The organism is Metabacillus crassostreae (assembly GCF_016908395.1).
GTDB classification, from domain to species: domain Bacteria; phylum Bacillota; class Bacilli; order Bacillales; family Bacillaceae; genus Metabacillus; species Metabacillus crassostreae.
Window position 1 is genome coordinate 105,965 of sequence record NZ_JAFBDU010000004.1, and the last position, 23,332, is coordinate 129,296.

Here is a 23,332-nt window from a genome sequence, read left to right on the forward strand (position 1 = left end):
TTTCACCCTCGCGATCATTACTCATGCTTATTTATTTGATGTTATAATAAGTGATAAAAAGTGCCGTGTGGAACAATTTATGAAACAAGAAAAACCGGGTGGTGACAGGCACCAAAAAGGAGACTCCCAATTATGTACAGCTTTAAAAACGATTATAGTGAAGGCGCACATCCAAGAATTCTGCAAGCGCTTATGGAAACAAACCTTATTCAAGAGGATGGGTATGGCGGAGATCAGTTTACACAAAGTGCTGTAAAGTTAATAAAACAGCATATTGGAAACGATGATGTGGATGTTCATTTATTATCAGGTGGTACCCAAACAAATTTGATCGCAATTTCTGCGTTTTTGAAGCCACATGAAGCGGCAATTGCAGCAAGTACTGGACATATATTTACACATGAAACAGGTGCAATTGAAGCAACAGGACATAAAATCATTGCGGTAGATACAAAAGATGGGAAGTTAACTCCTGCTCTTGTAGAACAGGTGCTTAATGAACATCCTGATGAACATATGGTAAAGCCAAAGCTCGTTTACATATCAGATTCAACCGAAATCGGAACAATTTATCAAAAAGAAGAATTGATACAATTAAGTGAAACTTGTAAGAAGAACAATCTTCTATTATTTATGGACGGAGCAAGACTGGGGTCTGCTTTATGTTCAAAGGAAAATGACTTAGAGCTTAGTGAAATTCCTTCATTGGTTGATGCTTTTTACATAGGAGGAACAAAAAACGGAGCACTTCTTGGTGAAGCATTAATTTTGTGTCGGGAAGCATTAAAAGAAGATTTCCGTTATCATATGAAGCAAAAGGGAGCTCTACTTGCGAAAGGTAGACTTCTAGGCATTCAGTTTCAGGAGCTTTTTAAAGATAATCTTTACTTTGAATTAGCATCTCATGCAAATGAAATGGCTGAAGTGCTAAGTAATGAATTGAAAAAAGAAGGTTTTTCGTTTTTAACGAATTCACCATCTAATCAAATTTTCCCAATTCTATCAAATTCATTAATTGAATCGCTACAAACGAAATTTGCGTTTCATGTTTGGGAAAAAGTCGACAAGGAGCATTCAGCAATTCGCCTTGTCACTTCATGGGCAACAAAGGAATCTGAGGTAAGAGCGTTCATTGAGGAGATAAAGAACAGAGCTTTATAACTGAGAAGAGTAAATTATATTGTTGAGCTGGTAATAAGTTTATGTTTAACTCAATTCATAATAGTAAAACACTCACCTTACTATAATTAAATTAAGACCTGTCCAATAGATAAAATAGAGGAGGCAGCACCATGGTTATTTATGGTGCTGCCTCCTAGTTTTTGTTTTAGCTTTTTAAGAAATCTGGTTTTTCGTAGTTAGGGTTAGGATAAGTATAGAAGCCTTCTCCTGTTTCACGACCAAGTTTACCTTTGTCGATATATTCCGTTTTCAGTAAGGAAGCTAATTTCGCATATTCTTCACTACCTGTTGCCTGAGCCCTTGCATTAGAGATGTTATAAGCAGTTGTAATGCCAACAATATCAAGGATAGCAAATGGACCCTTAGGAGAGCCTGTTGCAATCATCCATGTTTTATCAATCGTTTCTGGATCAGAAACTTCTTTCACTAATAGCTTTTGAGCAGCTTCTAATAAAGGAACTAATAGTGAATTTAAAATATAGCCTGGCTGTTCTTTATGTAGTGGTAATGCGACCATACCAATGGCTTTTGCAAATTCTAGTAGCTCGTCAAAAACCTTCATATCTGTTTTAGGATGCTTCATGATTTCTGCTGTATTATTTCTCCAAATTTCATTAGCAAAGTGAAGAGCCAAGAACTTCTCTGGACGACCAGTCGCCTCAGCAAACTGACTTGGTAATAGTGTTGAAGAATTTGTAGCGAAAATTGTTTTATCAGGAGAAACTTCTCCTAATTTCTTATAAAAATCTATCTTAATTTGCACAACCTCAGGAACTGCCTCAATCACAAGATCTGCATTTTCTACAGCCTTTGCTAAATCAGAGAAGTAGGAAATCCGGTTATAAGCAGAATCTAGTTGCTCTTTTGTAGCACCTAAATCTTCTTCATACCGAGGCTTTAACTTCGCAATTCTATCTTTCGTACGTTCTACTGCCTCATCATTAATGTCATAAAGAGATACGTTAAATCCAAAAAAAGCTGATTGAAAGGCAATTTGACTACCTAACACTCCACCACCAGCAACCGTCACATTCTTGTAATTCATTGAACATTCTCCTTTCAAATTCTAGAAACCTATTTACTATATACATCCTCTAGTATAAACCAATTATTTACAAAGATGAATGAAAGTGCTTACATCCACCGTGGAACAATTATGAAACAAGAAAAACCGGGTGGTGACAGGCACCACAAGTCTAATGTTTGAATGAATGTTGCAAAGGGAGTATGATAAATTAAAGAATTTTCAGATTTTGCTAAGAAGTTATAGCTTAGCTGTTAAGACAAAGTAGCACAAAATACATAATCATTTGATCTAACAGAGTGAATTATCAATAACCTATCAGGTGTCTGTTACACCATGATAGTAGTGGAGGTATAACAATGAAAATGTTAGTAACAGGAGCAACAGGGAAGTTAGGATCAAAAATCGTGGAGGCTTTATTGAAAACTGTACCAGTAAGTCAGCTTGCAGTAAGTGTTCGTGATCCGAAGAAAGCAGAGGCACTACATGAACGCGGAGTAGAAGTTCGCCATGGAGATTTTGATTCTCCAGAAACATTAGATGCTGCTTTTAAAGATATTGACCGACTGTTAATCATTTCAGCTGATGGTGATAATGAAACGAGAATTAAGCAGCATGGCAATGCAGTAGCAGCTGCAGAGCGTGCTGGAGTTAAATTTATTGCATATACTAGTATTGCAAATGCAATGGAAAGCAAAAATGTTCTAGCACCAACACATAAAGCAACAGAAGAAGCAATTTTAAAAACAGGAATTGCGTATTCTTTTTTACGAAACAATTGGTACTTGGAAAATGAAAGCTCAAGCATTCAAGGTGTGCTAGCAGGTGCTCCTTGGGTAACAGCTGCTGGCAATGGAAAAGTAGGCTGGGCTTTACAACAGGATTACGCAGAAGCTGCAGCAGCAGTGCTTTCTGGTAAAGGTCATGAAAATACAATTTACGAGCTATCAGGAAAGAATCTTACTCAAGAGGAGCTTGTTTCAATTCTTGGTAATGTAGTAGGAAAGGAAGTAGCATTGCAGCAAGTTGATGATACCACGTATGCAACCATTATGAAGGAAGCGGGTGTACCAGAGTTTCTTATTCCTTTTCTTGTCAACATTCAAGAAGACATTCGAGAAGGTACACTTGAGGTAGAAAGTAATGACTTTGGGAAGTTGCTGGGACGTCCTGCCACACCAATTAGTGAGGGTATAGCACAAATTGTAAAAGGGATCTCATCATAAAAATAGTACAGGCGCAATCTTTTATAAGGTTGCGTCTTTTATTTTAGTATAGCGAATGTTTAAGAAATCAACCTGTTTTTTAATGATAAATATCTGATTTTCACATTAATTATTGTGTGAAAGTTCAATAAAATGGAAAGAAGTACATAATTTTTTGTTAGAAAATGATAGCGTTATCAAAAACGCAGTAAGAAACAATTAAGGAGGGGAAAGATGAGTGAGATTTCACAAGTAATTATTGATCCTAATTGTATAATTTCTGTTCCTAAGAACATCTCAAAGCCTGTGCAGCATGCAGTAGATATGATTGTTAGAGATCATAATAAAGTATTAGGAAAGCAGCCAGTGGTCTTAGTAGATTCTGAGGACAATGCAACAGTTGTAGTAAGGAATGCAGTCAATAGTGATGAATGCCCAAGTAGACCTGAAGCATATGGTTTTCGTTTTGTAAAAACTAACTCAGAATGGTCACTGCATATAATTGGATATGATGATTTGGGAATCGTTTATGGCTTGCTGGAATATAGTCGACAGTTCTTAGGGATAGACCCATTCTGGTATTGGGCTGATTTACCTGTTAAAAAAGAGACGGAAATAGTGATTCCTACAGAAAAAATTGATTCTGTGGAGCAAAAAGTGAAATATCGAGGGTGGTTTGTAAATGATGAGGTGTGCTTAATTGGATGGAAAGAGGAATATCCTCCATCAAGAGAAATATGGTATCCAGTATTTGAAGCTTTATTAAGATGTGGTGGGAATATGGTTATTCCCGGTACAGATCTTCCAAAGCACGGAGTTCATGCCGATTTAGCTTTAGAGATGGGATTATGGGTCACACATCATCATGCTGAGCCTTTGGGTGCGGAAATGTTTTTACGTGCATATCCTGGTAAAAAACCAAGCTACAAGGAAAATCCTGAGTTATTTGAAGCTCTTTGGGAAGAAGCAATTCAGAAACAAAAAAATGAAAAGATTGTTTGGGTGCTTTCATTTAGAGGGCAAGGAGATGCACCATTTTGGCAGTATGATCCAGAATTTGATACTTCTGAAAAAAGAGGTTCGATGATTTCAAAGGTTGTTGCACGACAATATGAAATGGTTTGTCGTTTCGTTGATCAACCTGTTTGTTGCATGGCTCTTTACGGTGAGATAGCTGAGTTATATGAAGAAGGATATATAACCGTACCAGATGATGTGATTAAAATTTGGGCGGATAATGGATATGGCAAAATGGTTTCGCGTAGACAAGAAAATGAGAACTATCGAATATCTTCACTACCTAAAGCGGGTGATACTGGCGAAAATGGGATTTACTATCATATTACTTTTCATGATCTTCAAGCATCAAATCATTTGACGATGTTTCCTTCTCCTCCTGAACTAATTAAAGAAGAAGTAGAAAAAGCTTTTCACGCTAACGCTGCATCATATCTTTTATTAAACAGTGGAAATATCCGTCCACATCTGTATCCATTGGATATTATTAGTCACTTATGGCGTAATGGAAGTATAGATGTTGAGGATCATCAACAAAAATTTATCAGTCGTCTTTACAAAACACATCATGATAAAATAACGAAACTATACAAAGGCTTTTTTGAAAAATCGATTCAGTACGGACCCAATAGTGATGATAAAGCAGGCGAAGAATTTTATCATCATAACGCCCGAAAAATTATTGGACACTGGCTTCAAGGTAAAAGCAATGTTCCAAATGAAAAGCTATTTTGGGCAACAGGTGAAATCCCTTTTATTGATCAAGTGAAATGGTTTTTGGATAGCTGTGAAAAGAGTCTACCAGGCTGGGAGGAATTATTGAGAGAATGCCAGCAGCTTTCTGCTAGTCTATCAAAAGAAGATCAACAAAGATTTTTTGATCAATTTATTCAACAAGTGGAAATCCATGTTTCAGGATGTAAAGGATTTATTTCATTATGTGAATCTTATTTAACTTTCATTAACCATGATCACCCCCGCGCATTTGTTCAGGCTTCACAATCCATATGGTCTTATAAGGTAGGCCAAGGTGCATTAAAGAAAGCTGAACATGGAAAATGGGATAACTTCTACCGAGCAGATTGGTTAACAAACATCGAAAGCACCATCTACTCACTAGAAGCACTAAGAAAATTCCTAAGACTACAAGGAGACAGCCCTCACTTCTTCCTATGGTACAAAGAATACCTAATGCCCGAAACAGAAAAACATATTTACTTAGAAAACACCCATCGTAACCCCTTATCTGATGATGAGCTTGCTAGGTTGTTAGCGGAGATATTTTAAGGTGCCTGTCACCGCCCGGTTTTTCTTGTTTCACAGATTGTTCCACAGCAACTAATATAAAAAGCCTGTTTCATCTCATGCTGATGTCAAACTGACAATTCATGAGATGGAACAGGCTTCTTTAATATAAAACTAACATTACTTTAATTCTCTAAACCAACTTCAATATAGATTTCATCATCCCGATATGCATTCCTTCATGATAGAAACCAAATCTAATAAACTCATGTGGAGTACTTAAAGTGAAACCAGTGGAAGTTGTATATGGCTCTTGCACCTTTTCATCTAGATTACTTGAGTCAATCTCTATATAACGTTTTAACTGATTTTCTAATAATTGAACAATTGTTTCTACACTAGGGACAGCAGAATCCCATTTTGTTGGAGCAGTCCCAGGATTGAAATAGGTATCGATATTATCAGGGAAATGTGGAGAAGTATTCGTTATTCTTGAGTAAAACCTTTCACTGATTACATAAATATGTCCTAGATTCCAATGGATATTATGTGGGAATCCTTCAGGTGTCTTTTCCATTTGCTTCTGTGTTAACTCGTTAGCAATTCGAATCGTAACATTACGAATAAATGTTAATTCAGAAAAAAGTGCCTGGCTCATGTTCGGGCTCCCTTCGAATAGAAAAGCTGAATTTCAGAATATCAATTACCATTATATAGGAATTGTAATATTATAGAAAGTAAGAATACCAGTTTATGAGTTACTTAGAAAAATATCATGTACCCATGTGACGAATAAGTTATAGAGAAAATATCATATTATACTACAAGTATTATTCGAGCTTGTATAAAAGGGGGATTTTTATGAAAAAGGAAAGTAATTATCGCTTTGAAACAAAGTCAATACATGCTGGCTATGAAGCAAAAAATCATAGTGATAGCTTAACTCCACCTATTTATCAAACCTCCACATTTACTTTTTCCTCTATTCAACAAGGTGCTAATCGATTTGCGGGTGTAGAAGATGGCTATATTTATTCCAGGCTTTCAAATCCAACTGTAACAGTACTTGAAGAACGGATGGCACAGCTAGAGGAAGGGGAAGCAGCACTCGCATTTGGATCTGGTATGGCTGCTGTATCAGCTGTGTTAATTGGATTAACAAAAGCTAATGATCATGTTTTATGCTCAAAAGGTCTTTACGGCTGTACCTTCGGCTTGCTACAAATGCTTCAAGAAAAATATTCGATCCTGCATTCCTTATCCGATTTATCAACAGCAGATGAAATTCTAGCGGGTATTCGTGAAAATACAACATGTATTTATATCGAAACTCCAATTAATCCTACAATGAAAATAATCGATCTAGAACTAGTTACAAAAATAGCGAAAGAAAAGGGTATCAAAGTTGTTGTTGATAATACTTTTTTAACACCTTATTTACAAAAACCTTTAGAAATAGGCTGTGATCTTGTGATCCATAGTGCAACAAAATACATCGGAGGCCATGGAGATGTGATCGCAGGAATTGTTGTTGGTGATACAGATACGATCAGTTATTTAAAGAAAACTACGCAAAAAGATATCGGAGGAGTGATTTCTCCATTTGATGCATGGTTATTACTTAGAGGACTGAAAACCTTAGGTGTTAGGATGGATCGCCATTGCAAAAATGCAGAAAAGATCGTTGAAAAGCTGCGAAATCATTCAAAGGTTAAAACAGTGTACTATCCTGGGGATAAAGCACATCCGGATTATCAGATAGTGAAAAAGCAAATGAAAGAAGGTGGTGGCCTTATTTCATTTGAAGTTATTGGCTCATTTGAAGATTCCGTCAAATTTGCTGATCACCTAAAGTTAATTAAGATCGCCGTGAGTCTCGGTGATGCTGAAACTCTTATCCAGCATCCTGCGTCAATGACACATGCTGTTGTTCCTGAAGATACACGTAAAGAAATGGGAATAACAAATGAATTACTTCGACTATCTGTTGGTCTTGAAGCATGGGAGGATATTTGGAAAGACCTGGAGCAGGCATTGGATCAATTGTGAAAGAAAAATCGGGCGGTGACAGGCACCGCCCGATTTTTCTTGTTTCACGAATGTTTCACAGCACAAATACAAAGTGCTAATGCAATGTAATTGCTTTCATTCACTAATAAATATTAATATAGAGTTTAGATAGGAGGAGAATTGATGCAAAATTTCACATTTGATAATAAAACAAAAATTATTTTTGGTAAGGATAAAGAGCAAGTTGTTGGTGAAGAATCTGTTGTTTATGGGAAAAAGCTTCTTTTACATTATGGTGGGGGAAGTATAAAGGAAAGCGGATTATATGATACAGTTTTGAATTCACTAAAGAAGCAAAATGTTGAGGTATATGAGCTAGGTGGAGTAAAGCCAAACCCTAGAGTTAGTTTGGTTCGTGAAGGTGTTACTCTTTGTAAGGAAAATAACATCGACTTCATTTTAGCTGTAGGTGGAGGTAGTGTGATCGATTCAGCGAAAGCTATTGCAGCTGGAGCAAAGTATGATGGTGATGTATGGGACTTCTTTACAGGTAAAGGTGCGGTAACAGAGTGCTTACCAATCGGTGTTGTGTTAACAATTCCTGCTGCTGGTAGTGAATCAAGTGCTGGAACAGTTATCACGAATGAAGATGGTTGGTATAAGAGAGCAACAGGTCATATTTTAATGAGACCACAGTTTGCGATCCTAAATCCTGTGCTTACATATACTTTACCGTCTTATCAAACTGCTTGTGGTGTAACAGATATGATGGCACATATTTTAGAGAGATATTTCACAAATGAAAAAAATGTTGAGCTAACAGATCGTTTATGTGAAGCAACGTTAAAGACAATTATCAATAATGCTCACACAGTTATTGAAGAGCCAACGAATTATGATGCAAGAGCAGAGATTATGTGGGCAGGAACGCTAGCACATAATGATTTATTAGACACTGGTCGAATTGGTGATTGGGCAAGTCATGATATTGAGCATGAAATAAGTGGAATATATGATATTGCCCATGGAGCAGGGTTAGCCATTATCTTCCCAGCTTGGATGAAATATGTGTACAAGCATGATGTTAACCGTTTTGTTCAATTTGCAAACCGTGTTTGGGATGTAGAAATTGATTTAAACAACCCTGAAAAAACAGCTCTAGCTGGAATTAAGAAGCTAGAACGATTTTTCAGCTCCATTGGTATGCCAGTATCATTAAAAGAAGTAGACATCAATGATGAGCACTTTGCAGAAATGGCGAAAAAAGCAACAGAAAGATGGCCACTAGGTAACTTTGTGAAGCTACATGCTGATGATGTAGAGAAGATTTATCAGTTAGCAAGGTAATATGGGATTTTGTATGCAGGAGACTTATCTTAGTGATAGGTCTTCTTTTTTGGGGTGCCTGTCACCACCCGGTTTTTCTTGTTTCACAAAGATGTTCCACGCACACAAACCATCAATCGCCATCCCCAATAAAGTCATATAGCCAACTAGGCATTGTTAGTTCTTTTTGCTTTTCTTCAGATAGCATCTTATTAATCACACTATAAAAGTAGCCTTCAAATGTTGAAGTAATCGAATTCATTTTTTTCCGGAAGATCGTTTGTTTAAAGGCGTTAATAACAAGGTCTATCACCTCATGTAGCTCGCATTTTAGGTTCACTTTGTTATAGGCAATTAAAACACGATTCCATAGCTTATAGATTTCGATTGGATTTAAGAAAGGCTGTGTTGCTTGGACGAATTCTTTATTCACAGAAGCAGGGATAAAGCTTGTATCCATTTTCCAAGCGGTATTAGCTTCGATACTGATATCAAGTTGCTGTGGTTGGGTTGAAGCAGCTTCTCCTGTTGTGGAATCACTATTTTCCGAGTTTATTACGTTATTAGGTTTATTATTATTTTTCTCACAGAGTGAGCTTTGTTTATTTCTTGCTTTAATAGGTGTGACAGGTACAGTGACATCCTGGGGTGACATTTTATTTAATTGATGATCAAGTTCTTCAAATGGTTGAAGAAATAGGATATTCACACCTTGTTTACCATTCATTCTTGCAGTAGGAATTTTCTTTAGTATTCCAAGGTCCTCTAGTTTTCTAACCGCACGAATAACGGTTCTTCTACTAAGCTGTACTGCCTCTGCAATGGTGTCGTGCTTTGCAAATGAAACACCGACTACTTTCACAGAATGTTTCCAAATAAATTTTAGAACATTAAATGTTCCTTCAGAAAGTGCTGCTTTGTTTTTATATAAAAATCCACGAACAGCTTGGTCCATTTCCTCAATTGTACAGAAAGATTGATAGCTTCGAATACTTTCATAATCAAACTTTTCCACGTTAACTCCCCCAATTAATAGATAAGTGAATGACTGGATTGGATTACCCTCAATTCTTATATAGGGAAATGGGGAGTAAGAGTAGCGTGTTATTTAAAAAAATTAAAAATTGGGGACTGTCCCCCAGTTCTTTAAAGCGGCATACTAAAATAAGGATGTTTGCATTCTGGGGAAATTATGCTTCAATAGAGAGGGAGCATTTAGATTCTGTTCTAAGTTGTGAGAGAAGTGAGGATAAAGCAGTTGAAAAAGTTTAAGAAATTTTATGTGGAGATTACGAGTATTTGTAATCTTGCGTGTAGCTTCTGTCCACCGACAGAGCGAGTGAAACAATTTATTTCGATTGAGGATTTTACTAAAAGGTTAGATCAAATTAAACCTCATACAGATTTTATTTATTTGCATGTAAAAGGTGAGCCTTTGCTTCATCCTAAAATAGACAAGTTATTAGATATAGCACATGAAAAAGGTTTTAAAGTTAACATTACGACAAATGGAACGCTAATAAATAAAAATAAGCATAAGTTATTAAATAAGCCCGCACTTAGACAAATGAATTTTTCACTGCATAGCTTTGATGGACATGCAGGTTCAAAGGATAAGCTAGGGTATGTGACAAGTGTGCTTTCGTTTATTAAAGAAGCAACAAGTCAATCAAATTTAATTGTATCGCTAAGATTATGGAACCTTACTGAAGATAATAGTGAGAATGTTGTCAAAGAGCAAAATCGTGAGGTTCTTGAGATTATTGAGAAAGAATTTGATTTAGATTATAAAATTGAAGAAAAAGTTGTTCCTGGTAGTGGAGTGAAGGTTGCAGAACGAATTTTTATTAACCAGGATATCGAGTTTCAATGGCCTGCATTACATGAAGAAGAAGATGATGGAAAAGGATTTTGTTATGGTCTTCGAAATCAAGCTGGTATTCTGGCAAATGGAACAGTTATTCCTTGTTGCTTAGATGGAGAAGGAGTCATTAATCTTGGAAATATTAATGATGCCAATTTTTCAGATATTATTGAGGGAGAACGCGCGAACAAGCTTGTAGAAGGATTTTCACAAAGAGTTGCAGTAGAAGAGCTTTGTCGTAAATGTGGATATCGAAAAAGATTTGGGAAATAAATCAGCAAAAAAGAGAACCTGCACAAAGTTAGAAGATCAATGCCTTCTACTTGCTCAGGTTCTCTTTTTGTATTAAAAGCTGTTTTTATATAGTATATATCTAACAAAAGACTTCTGTGAAACAACAACAACATTATTTCTTCCCAAAATAAAAAATACCTACAATCAACCACACAATCATGATTGCTAAGCAAAGAAAAAGGATTGGTACAGGGCCAAATTCGTAAATAAGTGGAAGAGATGCAGCTGTGAACAGTCCTCCACCAACCAATGGTTCAAACATCAATTGCTTGTAACCAAAGGCTTCAAGTGCTTTGGTTTCTCCTTTTGAATCAGCGATACGGATTAACATTAATCCAGCTGCTGTCATGCCCATTGATTGACCGTAATCACCAATTCCTCTTTCAAACCAATTCTCTGGAATCATCCGTGGTGCTAAAAAGATAAATGCAACAATATTCCATGAAATACCTGTTAAAGCTAAAAGTAAGAATGGTAGGAAGTTTTCTCCGATAACTGTTAGAGATAAAGTAGCAATGGCACTAACGATCAGGAAATCTAGAGCCAATCCTTGTATTCGTAGAATCATTTTTCGGTCTATTAAATTGAACTTTTCGCTTTTATCTATAAAAGTCTGTAAGATAACTCCACCCACCATTGCAAGAGGAAATAATGGGAGATGTGTAAAAATTTCTGTATCTGCTCCCCATGTAATGCTTTCTACATATATCAATGCTTCTAACAAAATCTTACCAACAAAAATAGCTACTCCAATTATGGCAATATGAAGGGCAAGTGGCTCAATTGATTCTGGTTGTGTTGTCATTTTACCGGCTGAAGGTCGATCATCAGGCTTTATGATTCCACGAAGTTTATCTTCCGGTAAATTACTTGGGTCTTTCAGTACATTTGTTTTATTTTTCTTTACAGCAATGTTAATCAAAATAATCCCTGTTACTACTCCTGAAACAACTCCTACAGTCGCAAGACCAATAGCAAGATTTGCTCCATCAGCAAAGCCTAATTGTTGAAACGTTTCACTTAAACCTGCACTTGTTCCGTGTCCACCTTCAAATCCGATTTCAATTAATGCACCTGCCATAGGGTTGATCCCGAAAAAAGGTGTAAGGAGAGTAATGGTTAATAAAAGTCCAAAAACATATTGCCCCCATGCAACAGTTTGTCCAAATGAAACCTGTGGACCAGTTGTAAGCCAAATATCCTTTATGTTCGGTATTTTTTTACCTAAAAAAAGTGTAGCGAATATCACACTTATTAATAAACCAGGAAGTGTTAGCCATGAGCTAAGCACATCTTCTGGAAAAACACCGTTAGAAAGCAAAGAGCTATTTCCTTGAAACTGTCCAATCAATTTTCCAAATACTTCAGGCCCTAAAAGTAGGGCAATAAAACCACCAAGAATTGAGCTTGGTAGAAAATATTTCTGGAAGACTGAAAAGCGTACTCTTATCCACTTCCCTACTAATAATAAAATCCCAATTAAGATAATGCTTAAGCCTACCATCTCAGCACTCATAGTTAACCTCCTTACTTTCTGCAAAAACATCATTAATACTAAACAATTCCCTATATCATTTGGATAAAACAAATCGTTGAACTATGGGTTATAGAAACCGGTTTATTTTTTTCTATAAATTTCTAAAATATATCAATTAATGGATTGTTTTTTGATATACTAAACCTGTTCAAGCATATAATTATAAGTATATCTTTATAGTGGATTGCTAAAGAAAGAGGGGATTATTGTGATAAGAGCGTCAGAAAATAACGAGTATTATGAGCTTTCTAGTCCTACTAGTATGCCAAAGGCTTCAGGATTTCTTTGGAATGATAAGATGATGATTCATGTGAATTGTCGTGGATATGTTGTTGCGCAGTTTATGCAGCCAGAGCCTGCGAAATATTCGTATGCACCTAATTTGGAAGCGAAAACATTTATGCAGCCTGAACAGCCATATTATGCTCATCATCCTGGACGTTTTGTTTTTGTAAAGGATGAAGAAACAGGTGAAGTTTTTTCAGCACCGTATGAACCGGTTCGTGTTTCTACTGACCACTATACTTTCTCTGTAGGGAAAAATGATATTGTCTGGAAGGTTGAGCATCAAGGAATATTAATTGAAATGACACTGAGTTTACCTAAAGATGAAGCAATGGAGCTATGGAAAGTAAAGGTGAAGAATACTTCACAAAGAAAGAGAAAACTGAGTATTTACCCATATTTTACAGTGGGGTACATGTCATGGATGAATCAATCAGGTGAATATAAGAAGGAATTACAAGGAATTGTTTGTTCTGCGATTACACCTTATCAAAAATACCAGGATTATGAAAAGATTAAAAATTTAAAAGATAAAACGTTTTTATTAGGTGATCATGAGCCATTATCATGGGAAGTTAACCAAGAAGCTTTTGAAGGTGAAGGTGGAATAACCTTACCATCAGCAATACAACAGGATGAATTAGAAAAAGGGGATTCTCGTTATGAAATGCCTGTTGCTGTTTTTCAGTACAAATTGGAGATGAATCATGATGAAGAGAAGGAATACCGATTTTTATTTGGAGCAGCAAAAACAGAGGAAGAGATTGCTAACATAAGAGAACGATATTTTTTAACTAAAAAGGAAACCGGTTTCGTAACTGGATTTGATTTAGCCCTATCAGAATATGAAAAATATATAGCAGAAGGTCAGGGTTGTATAAAAATCAAAACCCCAGATGCTGATTTCGATAATTTTGTGAATACTTGGCTACCACGTCAAATGTACTATCATGGTAGTACAAATCGTTTATCAACCGATCCGCAGACGAGGAATTATCTTCAAGACAATATGGGCATGAGCTATATTAAGCCACAAATTGCTAGAAATGCTTTTCTTTTGGCATTAAGTCAGCAAAAAGCAAATGGAGAAATGCCTGATGGGATCATTTTACACAAAGATGCAGAGTTAAAATATATCAATCAAGTACCTCATACAGATCATTGTGTATGGCTGCCGATTTGCTTGAGTACTTATTTAGATGAAACAAATGACTATACGATTCTCGAAGAAATCGTACCGTTTGCTGGTGAAGCCGAAGAGGCAGCAACTGTTTCTGAGCACATTAACCGAGCGATGTACTGGCTGATCAATGATCGAGATGAAAGAGGTCTAAATTATATCAATCAAGGAGATTGGTGTGATCCCATGAATATGGTTGGATATAAAGGAAAGGGTGTATCTGGATGGCTAACAACAGCTTCAGCATATGCTTTTCTAATTTGGGCAGATATTTGTGAGAAAAATGGACAGATCTCAACTAGCAAAGAATTCAGGCAGCAAGCAGATATAACAAATGAAGTGATTAATAAGTACCTGTGGGATGGTGAGTGGTACGCAAGAGGCATTACTGATGATAATGTGGTATTTGGTATTAGTAAGGATAAGGAAGGACGAATTTTCCTTAACTCTCAAGGATGGGCGCTTTTAAGTGGTGCTGCAGACGAAACAAAGAAACAAACATTATTAGCTACCGTTACTGATCAATTAGAGTCACCATATGGTGTAGAAATGCTCGCTCCGGCTTATACAGCTATGAGGGAGGATGTGGGACGGGTCACACAAAAACATCCGGGCTCAGCGGAAAATGGCTCGGTTTATAATCATGCGGCTGTGTTTTATATCTACTCTCTTTACACAGTAGGAGAAACGGATAATGCCTACCGTTTGCTTAGAAAAATGATTCCTGGTCCTGATTTGAATGACATTCTTCAAAGAGGTCAATTGCCTGTGTTTATTCCAAATTATTACCGTGGAGCATATAAGCAAATTCCACGTACAGCCGGGCGCTCAAGTCACTTGTTTAATACTGGAACAGTTTCATGGGTTTATCGTTGCTTAATTGACGGTTTATTTGGTATAAAGGGTCAAAAAGAGGGACTTAGAATCAATCCACAGCTTCCTTCTGATTGGCAAGAAGCTTCTGTTAAACGTACATTTAGAGGAGCAGAGCTACAAATTGATATGAAGAGAGATGAAACTGTTAGCAAAATTGAAGTGTATGTGAACAATGAAATGGTGGAAGATGGGATACTTAAAGACTTGAATTCTACTGAAGAATATCATGTATGTGTAAAAATTCCATTAGAAGGTTAAATAAAATACCTGCCGAGCTCCGATTTAAATGGGCTCGGCAGGTATTTTTAGTATAAAGTCACTTGAATACTAGACATAAAGAAGATTGTGCCGATATAAGTAGTATACAAATTATTAATGTAATGAGGTTGTTGCTACTATGTCACACACACAAGATCTTCTTAAACTAAGTGGGGAATATTCTTCTCCAATTGTTATTCTTTCTATTGTTATTGCATGCTGTGCTTCATATACAGCTCTGTCTTTGAATCAGAGGATTCAGCATAATAGCTTTTTTCATCAATATTTTTGGTTAGTCCTCTCATCAATTGCGATGGGATTAGGGATTTGGTCCATGCATTTTATTGGAATGAGTGCTCATAAGCTGCCAATTCCGATGGAGTATGACCTTATCTTAACAACAATTTCTGTTTTACCTGCTATACTTGCCTCTTTTTTAGCTTTTTATATTGCAAGTCGCGCTAATCGTAATCATTGGCCATATATTCTTGCAGGAATTACGATGGGTGTTGGTATTTCATCCATGCACTATATCGGGATGGCTGCGATGAAAATGGATGCAGAATATGTGTATAAACCATGGGTGTTTTTATTATCAATTGTCATTGCTATTGTGGTTTCTTATGTGGCATTGTTTATTTTTTCAAATTCAAAAAGATTTATCGGAAATCAATATATTAAGGTAATTACCGCCATTATAATGGGGCTCGGAATAGCTAGTATGCATTATACAGGCATGCTTGCAATTGATGTTTATGTTGATCATTCTAGTACGATGGTTTCTCATGAATTCCATCAAATGGACATGTCGCTTCTCATTTTGGTTGTGACTATTGGGATTTTTATTTTATTGTTTGTTTCTGCTTTAACTAGTTTGCTAGATCGTTATGTTGATTATCGATTGCATAATTTTGATGCTTTAACACTTTTGCCTAATCAAAGGCAGTTTGAAAATAGTATAAATAATAGCAACAACGTTAGCGGTAGCTTAGCAATTATTCAGATTCATAATCTTGAAAATCTAATTGGTTTCCATGGATATTCTTTAGGTGATGAAATTATAAAAATTGTAAGAGATATGATCAAAAGTCAAATTCAAGCTTCTACAAGCTTATTTCGTATAGAGGCAAATCGCTTTGCATTACTTACTTATGATGGATCAAAAAATGAAGAAGTCAAAAGGTCATTAGAGAGTATTTTATCATCGTTTCAAAAGCCAATCATGGTTGGTGATAATTCAATACCCGTTCATACTGTATGTACAGTTAATTACTCAACTGGTAATAAAAATGTAAGAGACTTATTTACTAATGCAATGGCTGTTCTTTTGCATCCTTCTATCAGTGAACAAAATAAGGTAATAGAATATGACCCTGCCGTTCATACGTATAGTTTTGAAAGACAAATTGTTCAAGATATTAATCGTGCAATGACGAACAATGAACTATTTTTAACATATCAACCAAAGGTATGTTCGAAGTCGATGGAGGTAACAGGATTAGAGGCGTTATTACGCTGGAAGCATCCAGAGCAAGGAATGATCTCTCCAGGAATTTTTATACCGGTTCTTGAGGATAATGGAAAGATCTTTGATGTCACTGATTGGATTATTCGCGAGGTATTTAAACAGGTTTCTATTTGGAAAGAAGCTTCTTTCCCGTTTTCACAAGTTTCTATAAATATTCCAGGTGCATATGTAACGTCAGCTAGATTATTAAATGTTATGACAAAAAGTCTATCAGAATACGGAATTAGCAGTAGCATGATTGAGCTGGAAATAACAGAAACAAGTGTTATTCATGATATTGAAAATGCAATTTCTGCTGTTGGGAAATTAAGAGGTATGGGCTTATCTGTAGCATTGGATGATTTTGGAACAGGATTATCATCCTTGTCTTATCTTAAGCGAATTCCGATCTCAACAATTAAGATTGATAAATCGTTTGTTGATGATGTTCCTTTATCTGAAAAAGATTCCGATATATTAAAAGCAATCATTACACTTTGTCACTCATTGCATCTGAAAGTTGTTATAGAAGGTGTTGAATCAAAGGAACAAATTGATTTCATTACATCTGTTTCAGAAGCACTTCATATTCAAGGGTATTATTTTTCACGCCCGCTTATCGAAGAGGAGCTAGTCACTTGGTATAAAAACAGATAATAAGCTCTATTTGTAATCATGATTGGTAATAATTCTCTTAAACTCTTTTTTCGAAAGTACTTCATAACACATTAAAACTTGACGATATAAAGAGTATAGGAAAACGATTACAAAAAAGGAGCACAAATTATGAAATTCAACAAAATTTCGACCAAATTACTGTTAGGTATCACGGCTTTAATCTTAATTGCTACTACCACTCTTGGTCTGTTAAGCTACAATTTTTCTAAAAAAGAATTAGTTAGTAGTGGAAAGTTGGATTTGCAGCATATTGTGCATAATGCCATTTCTACTATAGAAGTTCTTAATGAGCAAGTAGAAGCGGGAACGATTACAATTGAAGAAGCGAAAGAAAAGGCACGTGTTATTTTAGTTGGACCTCCTGTAACTGTGGACGGAGCTACTAAATATGATTTTTCACAATCGTCGTTTGTATATAAAAAAGAGGGCTATATTATGGCCTTTGACTCAAATCAAATTGTTGAGCTTCACCCTATGCTTCCGTTAGGTGATAATAAAACAGATTTACAAAATTCTAAAGGGAAGTTTGTTATACAAGATATAGTAACTACTGCAAAAGCTACTGCTGTTGAAGATCGATTTTATGAATATGGATGGAAAAATCCTGGTGAGACAGAAGAGAGAAATAAAATTGTTTATGCATCTTATTATGAACCCTGGGACTGGAATATTGGTGTCGGTGCTTATGAGTATGAATTTTATGAATCACTAAAAACACTTTTGTATTTAATTCTGGGAGTCTCAGTATTAATAACGGTTATCGGACTAGTAGTGTTTTACTTAATGAGTAGAGGAAAACTTAAGCTAATGGAAAAAATTACGGAGTCTTCTCTACTAATTTCTGAAGGAAACTTAAATGTACCTACCTTACCTGAGTCAGATGATGAGATTGGACAATTAGGAAGAGCTTTCAATAGAATGTCAAAGCAACTAAAGTCAATCGTTTCAGAGATGCAATCAACTAGCATGAATATGTCGCAATCAGCTTTAGAGCTTTCGGCATTAACAGAAGAAACAAATGCAACAAGTGAAGAAATTGGGCGTGCGATGAATGAAATTACAAAAGGATCTGTATCACAGGCTGCTGATATTGATTCAACAAATCAAAAAACAGAGAATCTTAGTCATGCTATTGCTCAGATGAATCAACAAAGTCAGTTAATGACGACTTTAACTGGAGATTCTACTAAAGCAATTGAACTAGGCAAGCAAAAGGTTACGATCCTTCAAGACTCAAATAATGAATCAATGACAGCATCAGATCAAATTAGTATAGGTATCACAAAGTTGTATGGAAGTATTCAAGAAATTTCTCAAATTGTTACATCTATTGATTCTATTTCAAAACAAACTAATTTATTGGCTTTGAATGCTAGTATAGAAGCAGCCAGAGCAGGAGAATATGGAAAAGGCTTTGCGGTTGTTGCTGATGAGGTTCGCAAATTGGCTGAAGAAACAAATAAAGCAACGAGTGAAGTTCAACAGATGATTAATAATATTGAGCAAGAAACTGAAGCTACTGTAATGGAGATGGCCAACTCAACTCAAATTACAACAAAACTTGATCATGCTGTTAAGGATACTCAAACACAATTTAATTCGATATCTCTTTCAATGAATCAAATCATTGAAGCTGTTAACACTCTAAATACGGAAATATCTGTCGTAACAGATCATAGTAATAGTATTTTAGAATCAGTACAAAGCATTGCAGCTGTATCTGAGGAAACAGCTGCATCTTCTGAAGAAGTTCTTGCTTCTGTTGAAGAACAAACAAGTGTAATAGGAACAATCACAGCATCTGCTGAAAATCTTAATGAATTAAGTGAAGTATTACAAAAGATTACAGAGCAATTTTCATTAGGAAATGAACAAGATAATAATGCTAAATAATATGATTGGCTTGGATGTATTTTATCCAAGCCTTTTTAATATGATCAAAACGGAAAAATCTATTGAATGTTTACTATTTTTCACAAAGGGAAACAACCCTAATGTACACAAATAATAGGAGGGATCTTGATGAGAACGACAATTATTGGTGGAGTATTTAGAAACCAAGATGAAGCGGTTCATGGAATTAAAGCCCTTCATGATTTGGGATACGAAAAGAATGATATTTCTATCTTTGCGAAAGACAGTGATGATGTTGAAGGAATTCAACAAGAAACGAACAATAATGTAACAGAGACAAGCAGTGGTCGAGGGAAGAATGCAGGAAAAGGCTTTGGTATTGGTGCCGGAACAGGTGGAGTGCTTGGTGGTATAACAGGACTAATTGCTGAGGTAGGGTTATTGGCGATTCCGGGAATTGGCGTATTAGCAGCAGCAGGTCCTTTAGCAACAACATTAAGTGGTATAGCAATTGGTGCCGGTAGTGGTGGTCTAGTAGGTGCACTTACTGGGGCAGGAATTCCTGAAGAACATGCAAAAGAGTATGAAGAACACTTAAATCAAGGGCATATTGTTGTATTGGTTGAAGCAGACGAAGAACGTGAAGACCGAGTTTATGAGAAATTCACTTACAACAATGCGTTAAATACTCATACGTACCCTGAAAATGTTCGTGGAAACAACAGATAATAAAAAGCTAAAACAGTTAATATACAATCACCCTTGTCAGATAAATTTCTGCCAAGGGTGATTTTTTTATTAAAATTTCTATATTTGATTAAATGAAAATATATAAAAATAATGGAGTTGTTGATGTAAATGTTATGAACAGAGGAATAACATCTCTCGGTTGTCTTTTAAAAAGGTCGGAAAGCATAAAAGTTTTATCTTCTTTTTAATGTCTAGCTCTAGCGGTATACTTTTGGAAAAAGGTCATTTACCTATAGCTTAACCTCAGATCTTCTCCCTACGTAAAGTTAACATCGGTTCATTTTCTTACCGTGTTTCCTCTCTTTAGACGATGCTACTCTAGTTTGTACGGTGATGACCAAGGCGCTTTCGCTTTTTTATATGTACCTCTATCTTTACTGAACCGCATGATGTGAAACAAGAGTGAGTTTTTTTCGATAAACTACTTTTGATAATGTGATACTAATTTCATATAGCAAAACTAACGGTACGATCACCAGAATATCAGATATGAAATCTGGAGGAGTAATTAGTACAGATATAACGATTAAAAGAAAATAAGAGATTTTTCTTGATTTTGCAAGCCTCTGTGGATTAATTATCCCGAGCCTTGTCAAAAACATGATGATAGCAGGCATCTCAAATAAAAAGCCAAAGGGTAATGTAAGGTTAATCATGAATCTAAAATATTTATCCACGGTGAAAAATGTTTCAAACTGATCACCTGCAAGTGTTTGGAGAAAAGATAAAACGATTGGAAATAGCATAAAATAGCCGAATGAAATTCCTGAAATGAACAAAATGAAAATTCCGGGAATAAAAGCTAATGTCACTTTTTGCTCTTCTTTTCTTAGACCAGGTTTAACAAAAAGCCAAGTTTGTAAGGCAGCAATAGGAATGGTAAATGTAATGGCACTAAATCCTGCAATAGCCATGTAAACCCAAAGAATATCACCAGGACCTAACACAGCTAACTTATCATTTAGATCTTTAACTAAGAAATGATGTATATCTTGAACAAAAAGGAAAGAGATAATAAGAAATAGGAGAAAGGAAGCCAAAGTAATGATTACTCTTTTTCTTAACTCGCTTAAATGATCAATTACATTCTTTTCAGTTACATCCACGTTAAACAACTCCTTTCAAGAAGCTTCTTGATTTATCTAAATGTTAAAGAAATAAGCAGGTTTTTGACCTGCTTATTTCTTATATTAATTAACTACCTGTTTTACTAGTAGGTCGTTCAACAGCTTGTATCTTTGAGTTTTCTTCTGTTTTATCATTTTCCTTATTATCACCGTTAACTAGATCATTTGTGGCTTTTTTAAATTCCTTAAGAGTTGAACCAAAGGCTCGTCCAATCTCAGGGAGTTTTGAAGGACCGAAAATAATTAGCGCAATGACTAAAATAAGAATTAAGCCGGGAATCCCAATATTTTGTAGCATTTATCTTCCTCCAATGATCATGAATTTAATTTTATTCCGTGGCGCTCAAATGCTGCTGCCTCTAGAACAGACATACCTTGTGCCTTGGCAACCTTAGCAGTTGTTTCCGAAATTTTCGGTGCAAGATTTGCAGGGGAAGAATAAGACATTTCCCTAGCGCGGGCAGAGTTTCTGCGTGGGAATGGTCCCCAAATCGCAAAGGTTATACCTGGACTTTGAATATTGACAAATAACGTATTTCCATCTGGTGAGAAGATTGGACCAGCAAATTCATTATCATTTAAACGGTTTGCACCAAAAGGATAAACCTTGCCTTCTGGAGTAATTCCCATGATGCGATCTTGTCCTTTTCCATCTTCAACAAACCAAAGGTCACCCCAAGGAGTACAGCAGATATTATCTGGATATTCCATATACTGAGCATCGTTTCCTTCATAGAAAAGCTCCAATGTATTAGTATGAGGCACATAACGATAAACACGTCCAAGTTTTTTGTCACCGGCAGAGGTGTCATCAAACCAGAAAACACCCTCTTGGAAGAACGCCCCCTCAAGTCTACTGAATTCAATACAGTTTTGTGCTTTAGCGTCCTCGCGACATAAATGAGGATCTACTTTCTTCCAAACTAGCTTAAATGTTTGTCCTGTTTTAAATGTGCTTGCTGATGGATCAGTTACAGCTTCAATTGCTGCTGCATAAAGAGTACCGCCTTTTTGTAACGAACCTGTTTTCTGGCTCAAGTCATTAGGAATAAAACGGTAAAGGTAACTTGGACTTGCATCCTCAGTTAAATAAACATATCCTGTTGAAGGGTCGATCGCACAAGCTTCGTGAGAAAAACGTCCCATTTCCTTGATTGGGGTTCTTGACAATTCGTTTTCCGGTTGCTGTGGATCTACTTCAAACACATAGCCGTGTGTGGCACTACGTGTTTCTTCACAAGTTAACCATGTACCCCAAGGAGTCGCTCCACCAGCACAATTTCGGATTGTACCTGAAGAGGTAACATATTCTTTGACTACTTCACGATTAGGACCTACAACTAGAGCTGAAGTACCACCTTGAGCATTTGCATCATAAGGGTTCTTTCCAAATGCTTTGCCTGTACTTAATTCATGGTTACGAACAAGAATAGTTGTATTGTTTGGTCCTTCAAATGCAGCCATCCCATCAAATGCTCCTGGAATGGGGGTTCCATCTGTCATCAGTTCGCCTTGTCTGGAAATAATTTTGTAATGAAACCCTCTTGGTAAATCGAGGATTCCATTTGGATCCGGAACTAAATCTCCAAAACCACGAAATCCAGATGTAGAATTTCCTTTAGCTTGACTTGTTGTAGCATTGCCTACAGATAGTAGCCCAGTAGTTCCTAAAGATAATGCAACTGTACTCATTCCTCCAACTTTTAGAAAATCACGACGGTTCATACTTTTAAACTCTTTGTTTTCGGTCATTGATATTCCCTCCCCATAATTTTTGAGTCAGTTCATTGGTGTTGTCTATCTATATACAAGCTAACAGGCTTACGTAAACGGAATGTGAAAATAAAGTAAATATTTGGTGAACAAAGAAAAACAGTAAAAAGGAACCGTATCTATGCAGTTATGATAATTATCATAGATAATGTGAACTATTCATCTAGATATGAAAGATAGGATATCTACTGGAAACTCAACTTTTATTTCAAAAGATTGATGTGAAATTTGATGAGTAAGAGAATATTTGAAACAAGTAAAGCCTGCCGATGATTAGCTTTTATTTCCACTATGAAAGGAATCCTCAATGATGATCGGTGGATAAGCTCCCAAAATGCAC

Annotated in this window: 17 protein-coding genes; 10 read left to right on the forward strand and 7 right to left on the reverse strand. The window is 36.1% G+C overall.

From position 1 onward, the window contains the following. Positions 1-132: 132 nt before the first annotated feature. Positions 133-1,161, forward strand: coding sequence for a threonine aldolase family protein (locus JOC75_RS14010; RefSeq protein WP_204954666.1), 1,029 nt, complete (start codon positions 133-135; stop codon positions 1,159-1,161). Between the two features lie 166 nt (positions 1,162-1,327). Here JOC75_RS14010 and JOC75_RS14015 read toward each other — a convergent pair whose 3' ends face one another. Next, the gene (locus tag JOC75_RS14015; RefSeq protein WP_204954667.1) at positions 1,328-2,227 is read right to left on the reverse strand and encodes a 3-hydroxyacyl-CoA dehydrogenase; all 900 of its coding nucleotides are present in this window, start codon (positions 2,225-2,227) and stop codon (positions 1,328-1,330) included. A gap of 338 nt (positions 2,228-2,565) precedes the next feature. Between JOC75_RS14015 and JOC75_RS14020 the strand changes: the two genes are divergently transcribed. Both JOC75_RS14020 and JOC75_RS14025 read left to right on the forward strand, forming a co-directional pair. Continuing rightward, positions 2,566-3,432, forward strand: coding sequence for an SDR family oxidoreductase (locus tag JOC75_RS14020; protein ID WP_204954668.1), 867 nt, complete (start codon positions 2,566-2,568; stop codon positions 3,430-3,432). Between the two features lie 213 nt (positions 3,433-3,645). Next, positions 3,646-5,715, forward strand: coding sequence for a glycosyl hydrolase 115 family protein (locus tag JOC75_RS14025; protein WP_204954669.1), 2,070 nt, complete (start codon positions 3,646-3,648; stop codon positions 5,713-5,715). A gap of 151 nt (positions 5,716-5,866) precedes the next feature. On the opposite strand, the gene JOC75_RS14030 is transcribed toward JOC75_RS14025, so the two are convergent. Then, a complete protein-coding gene (locus tag JOC75_RS14030) occupies positions 5,867-6,331 on the reverse strand; it encodes a DinB family protein (RefSeq protein ID WP_204954670.1) in 465 nt (154 codons plus the stop codon). A 203-nt stretch (positions 6,332-6,534) separates the two neighbouring features. Between JOC75_RS14030 and megL the strand changes: the two genes are divergently transcribed. Both megL and JOC75_RS14040 read left to right on the forward strand, forming a co-directional pair. Beyond that, positions 6,535-7,722, forward strand: a complete 1,188-nt coding sequence (gene megL, locus JOC75_RS14035; protein ID WP_204954671.1) for a methionine gamma-lyase — start codon at positions 6,535-6,537, stop codon at positions 7,720-7,722. 144 nt (positions 7,723-7,866) lie between these two features. Continuing rightward, complete coding sequence (locus JOC75_RS14040; RefSeq protein WP_204954672.1) at positions 7,867-9,030, forward strand: iron-containing alcohol dehydrogenase; 1,164 nt, start codon at positions 7,867-7,869, stop codon at positions 9,028-9,030. 112 nt (positions 9,031-9,142) lie between these two features. Here the strand turns inward: JOC75_RS14040 and JOC75_RS14045 are convergent, their stop codons facing one another. Continuing rightward, entirely contained in the window at positions 9,143-10,024 is an 882-nt protein-coding gene (locus tag JOC75_RS14045; protein WP_204954673.1) for a helix-turn-helix domain-containing protein, read from the reverse strand. A 243-nt stretch (positions 10,025-10,267) separates the two neighbouring features. Here JOC75_RS14045 and JOC75_RS14050 point away from each other — a divergent pair, with 243 nt between their 5' ends. Further along, the gene (locus JOC75_RS14050; protein WP_204954674.1) at positions 10,268-11,146 is read left to right on the forward strand and encodes a radical SAM/SPASM domain-containing protein; all 879 of its coding nucleotides are present in this window, start codon (positions 10,268-10,270) and stop codon (positions 11,144-11,146) included. Positions 11,147-11,279: 133 nt separating this feature from the next. Here the strand turns inward: JOC75_RS14050 and JOC75_RS14055 are convergent, their stop codons facing one another. After that, positions 11,280-12,683 (reverse strand): sodium/glutamate symporter, encoded by a 1,404-nt coding sequence (locus JOC75_RS14055; protein ID WP_204954675.1) that lies wholly within the window; start codon positions 12,681-12,683, stop codon positions 11,280-11,282. A gap of 229 nt (positions 12,684-12,912) precedes the next feature. Here JOC75_RS14055 and JOC75_RS14060 point away from each other — a divergent pair, with 229 nt between their 5' ends. The 4 genes from JOC75_RS14060 (at position 12,913) to JOC75_RS14075 (ending at position 20,071) form a co-directional block, all read left to right on the forward strand. Further along, the gene (locus JOC75_RS14060; RefSeq protein WP_204954676.1) at positions 12,913-15,303 is read left to right on the forward strand and encodes a GH36-type glycosyl hydrolase domain-containing protein; all 2,391 of its coding nucleotides are present in this window, start codon (positions 12,913-12,915) and stop codon (positions 15,301-15,303) included. Positions 15,304-15,442: 139 nt separating this feature from the next. Then, positions 15,443-17,467 carry a bifunctional diguanylate cyclase/phosphodiesterase gene (locus JOC75_RS14065; RefSeq protein WP_204954677.1) on the forward strand — a complete coding sequence of 675 codons (2,025 nt, stop codon included), beginning with the start codon at positions 15,443-15,445 and terminating at the stop codon, positions 17,465-17,467. 129 nt (positions 17,468-17,596) lie between these two features. Next, on the forward strand, positions 17,597-19,381 hold the full coding sequence (locus JOC75_RS14070) for a methyl-accepting chemotaxis protein (protein WP_204954678.1): 1,785 nt from the start codon (positions 17,597-17,599) through the stop codon (positions 19,379-19,381). Between the two features lie 129 nt (positions 19,382-19,510). Continuing rightward, positions 19,511-20,071, forward strand: a complete 561-nt coding sequence (locus JOC75_RS14075) for a general stress protein (RefSeq protein ID WP_204954679.1) — start codon at positions 19,511-19,513, stop codon at positions 20,069-20,071. Between the two features lie 395 nt (positions 20,072-20,466). Here JOC75_RS14075 and tatC read toward each other — a convergent pair whose 3' ends face one another. From tatC to JOC75_RS14090, 3 genes are all read right to left on the reverse strand, one after another. Further along, positions 20,467-21,198 (reverse strand): twin-arginine translocase subunit TatC, encoded by a 732-nt coding sequence (gene tatC / locus JOC75_RS14080; RefSeq protein ID WP_204954680.1) that lies wholly within the window; start codon positions 21,196-21,198, stop codon positions 20,467-20,469. A gap of 88 nt (positions 21,199-21,286) precedes the next feature. Continuing rightward, positions 21,287-21,517 carry a twin-arginine translocase TatA/TatE family subunit gene (locus JOC75_RS14085; protein ID WP_204954681.1) on the reverse strand — a complete coding sequence of 77 codons (231 nt, stop codon included), beginning with the start codon at positions 21,515-21,517 and terminating at the stop codon, positions 21,287-21,289. 17 nt (positions 21,518-21,534) lie between these two features. Beyond that, positions 21,535-22,971 (reverse strand): alkaline phosphatase PhoX, encoded by a 1,437-nt coding sequence (locus tag JOC75_RS14090; RefSeq protein WP_204954682.1) that lies wholly within the window; start codon positions 22,969-22,971, stop codon positions 21,535-21,537. Positions 22,972-23,332: the final 361 nt, after the last annotated feature.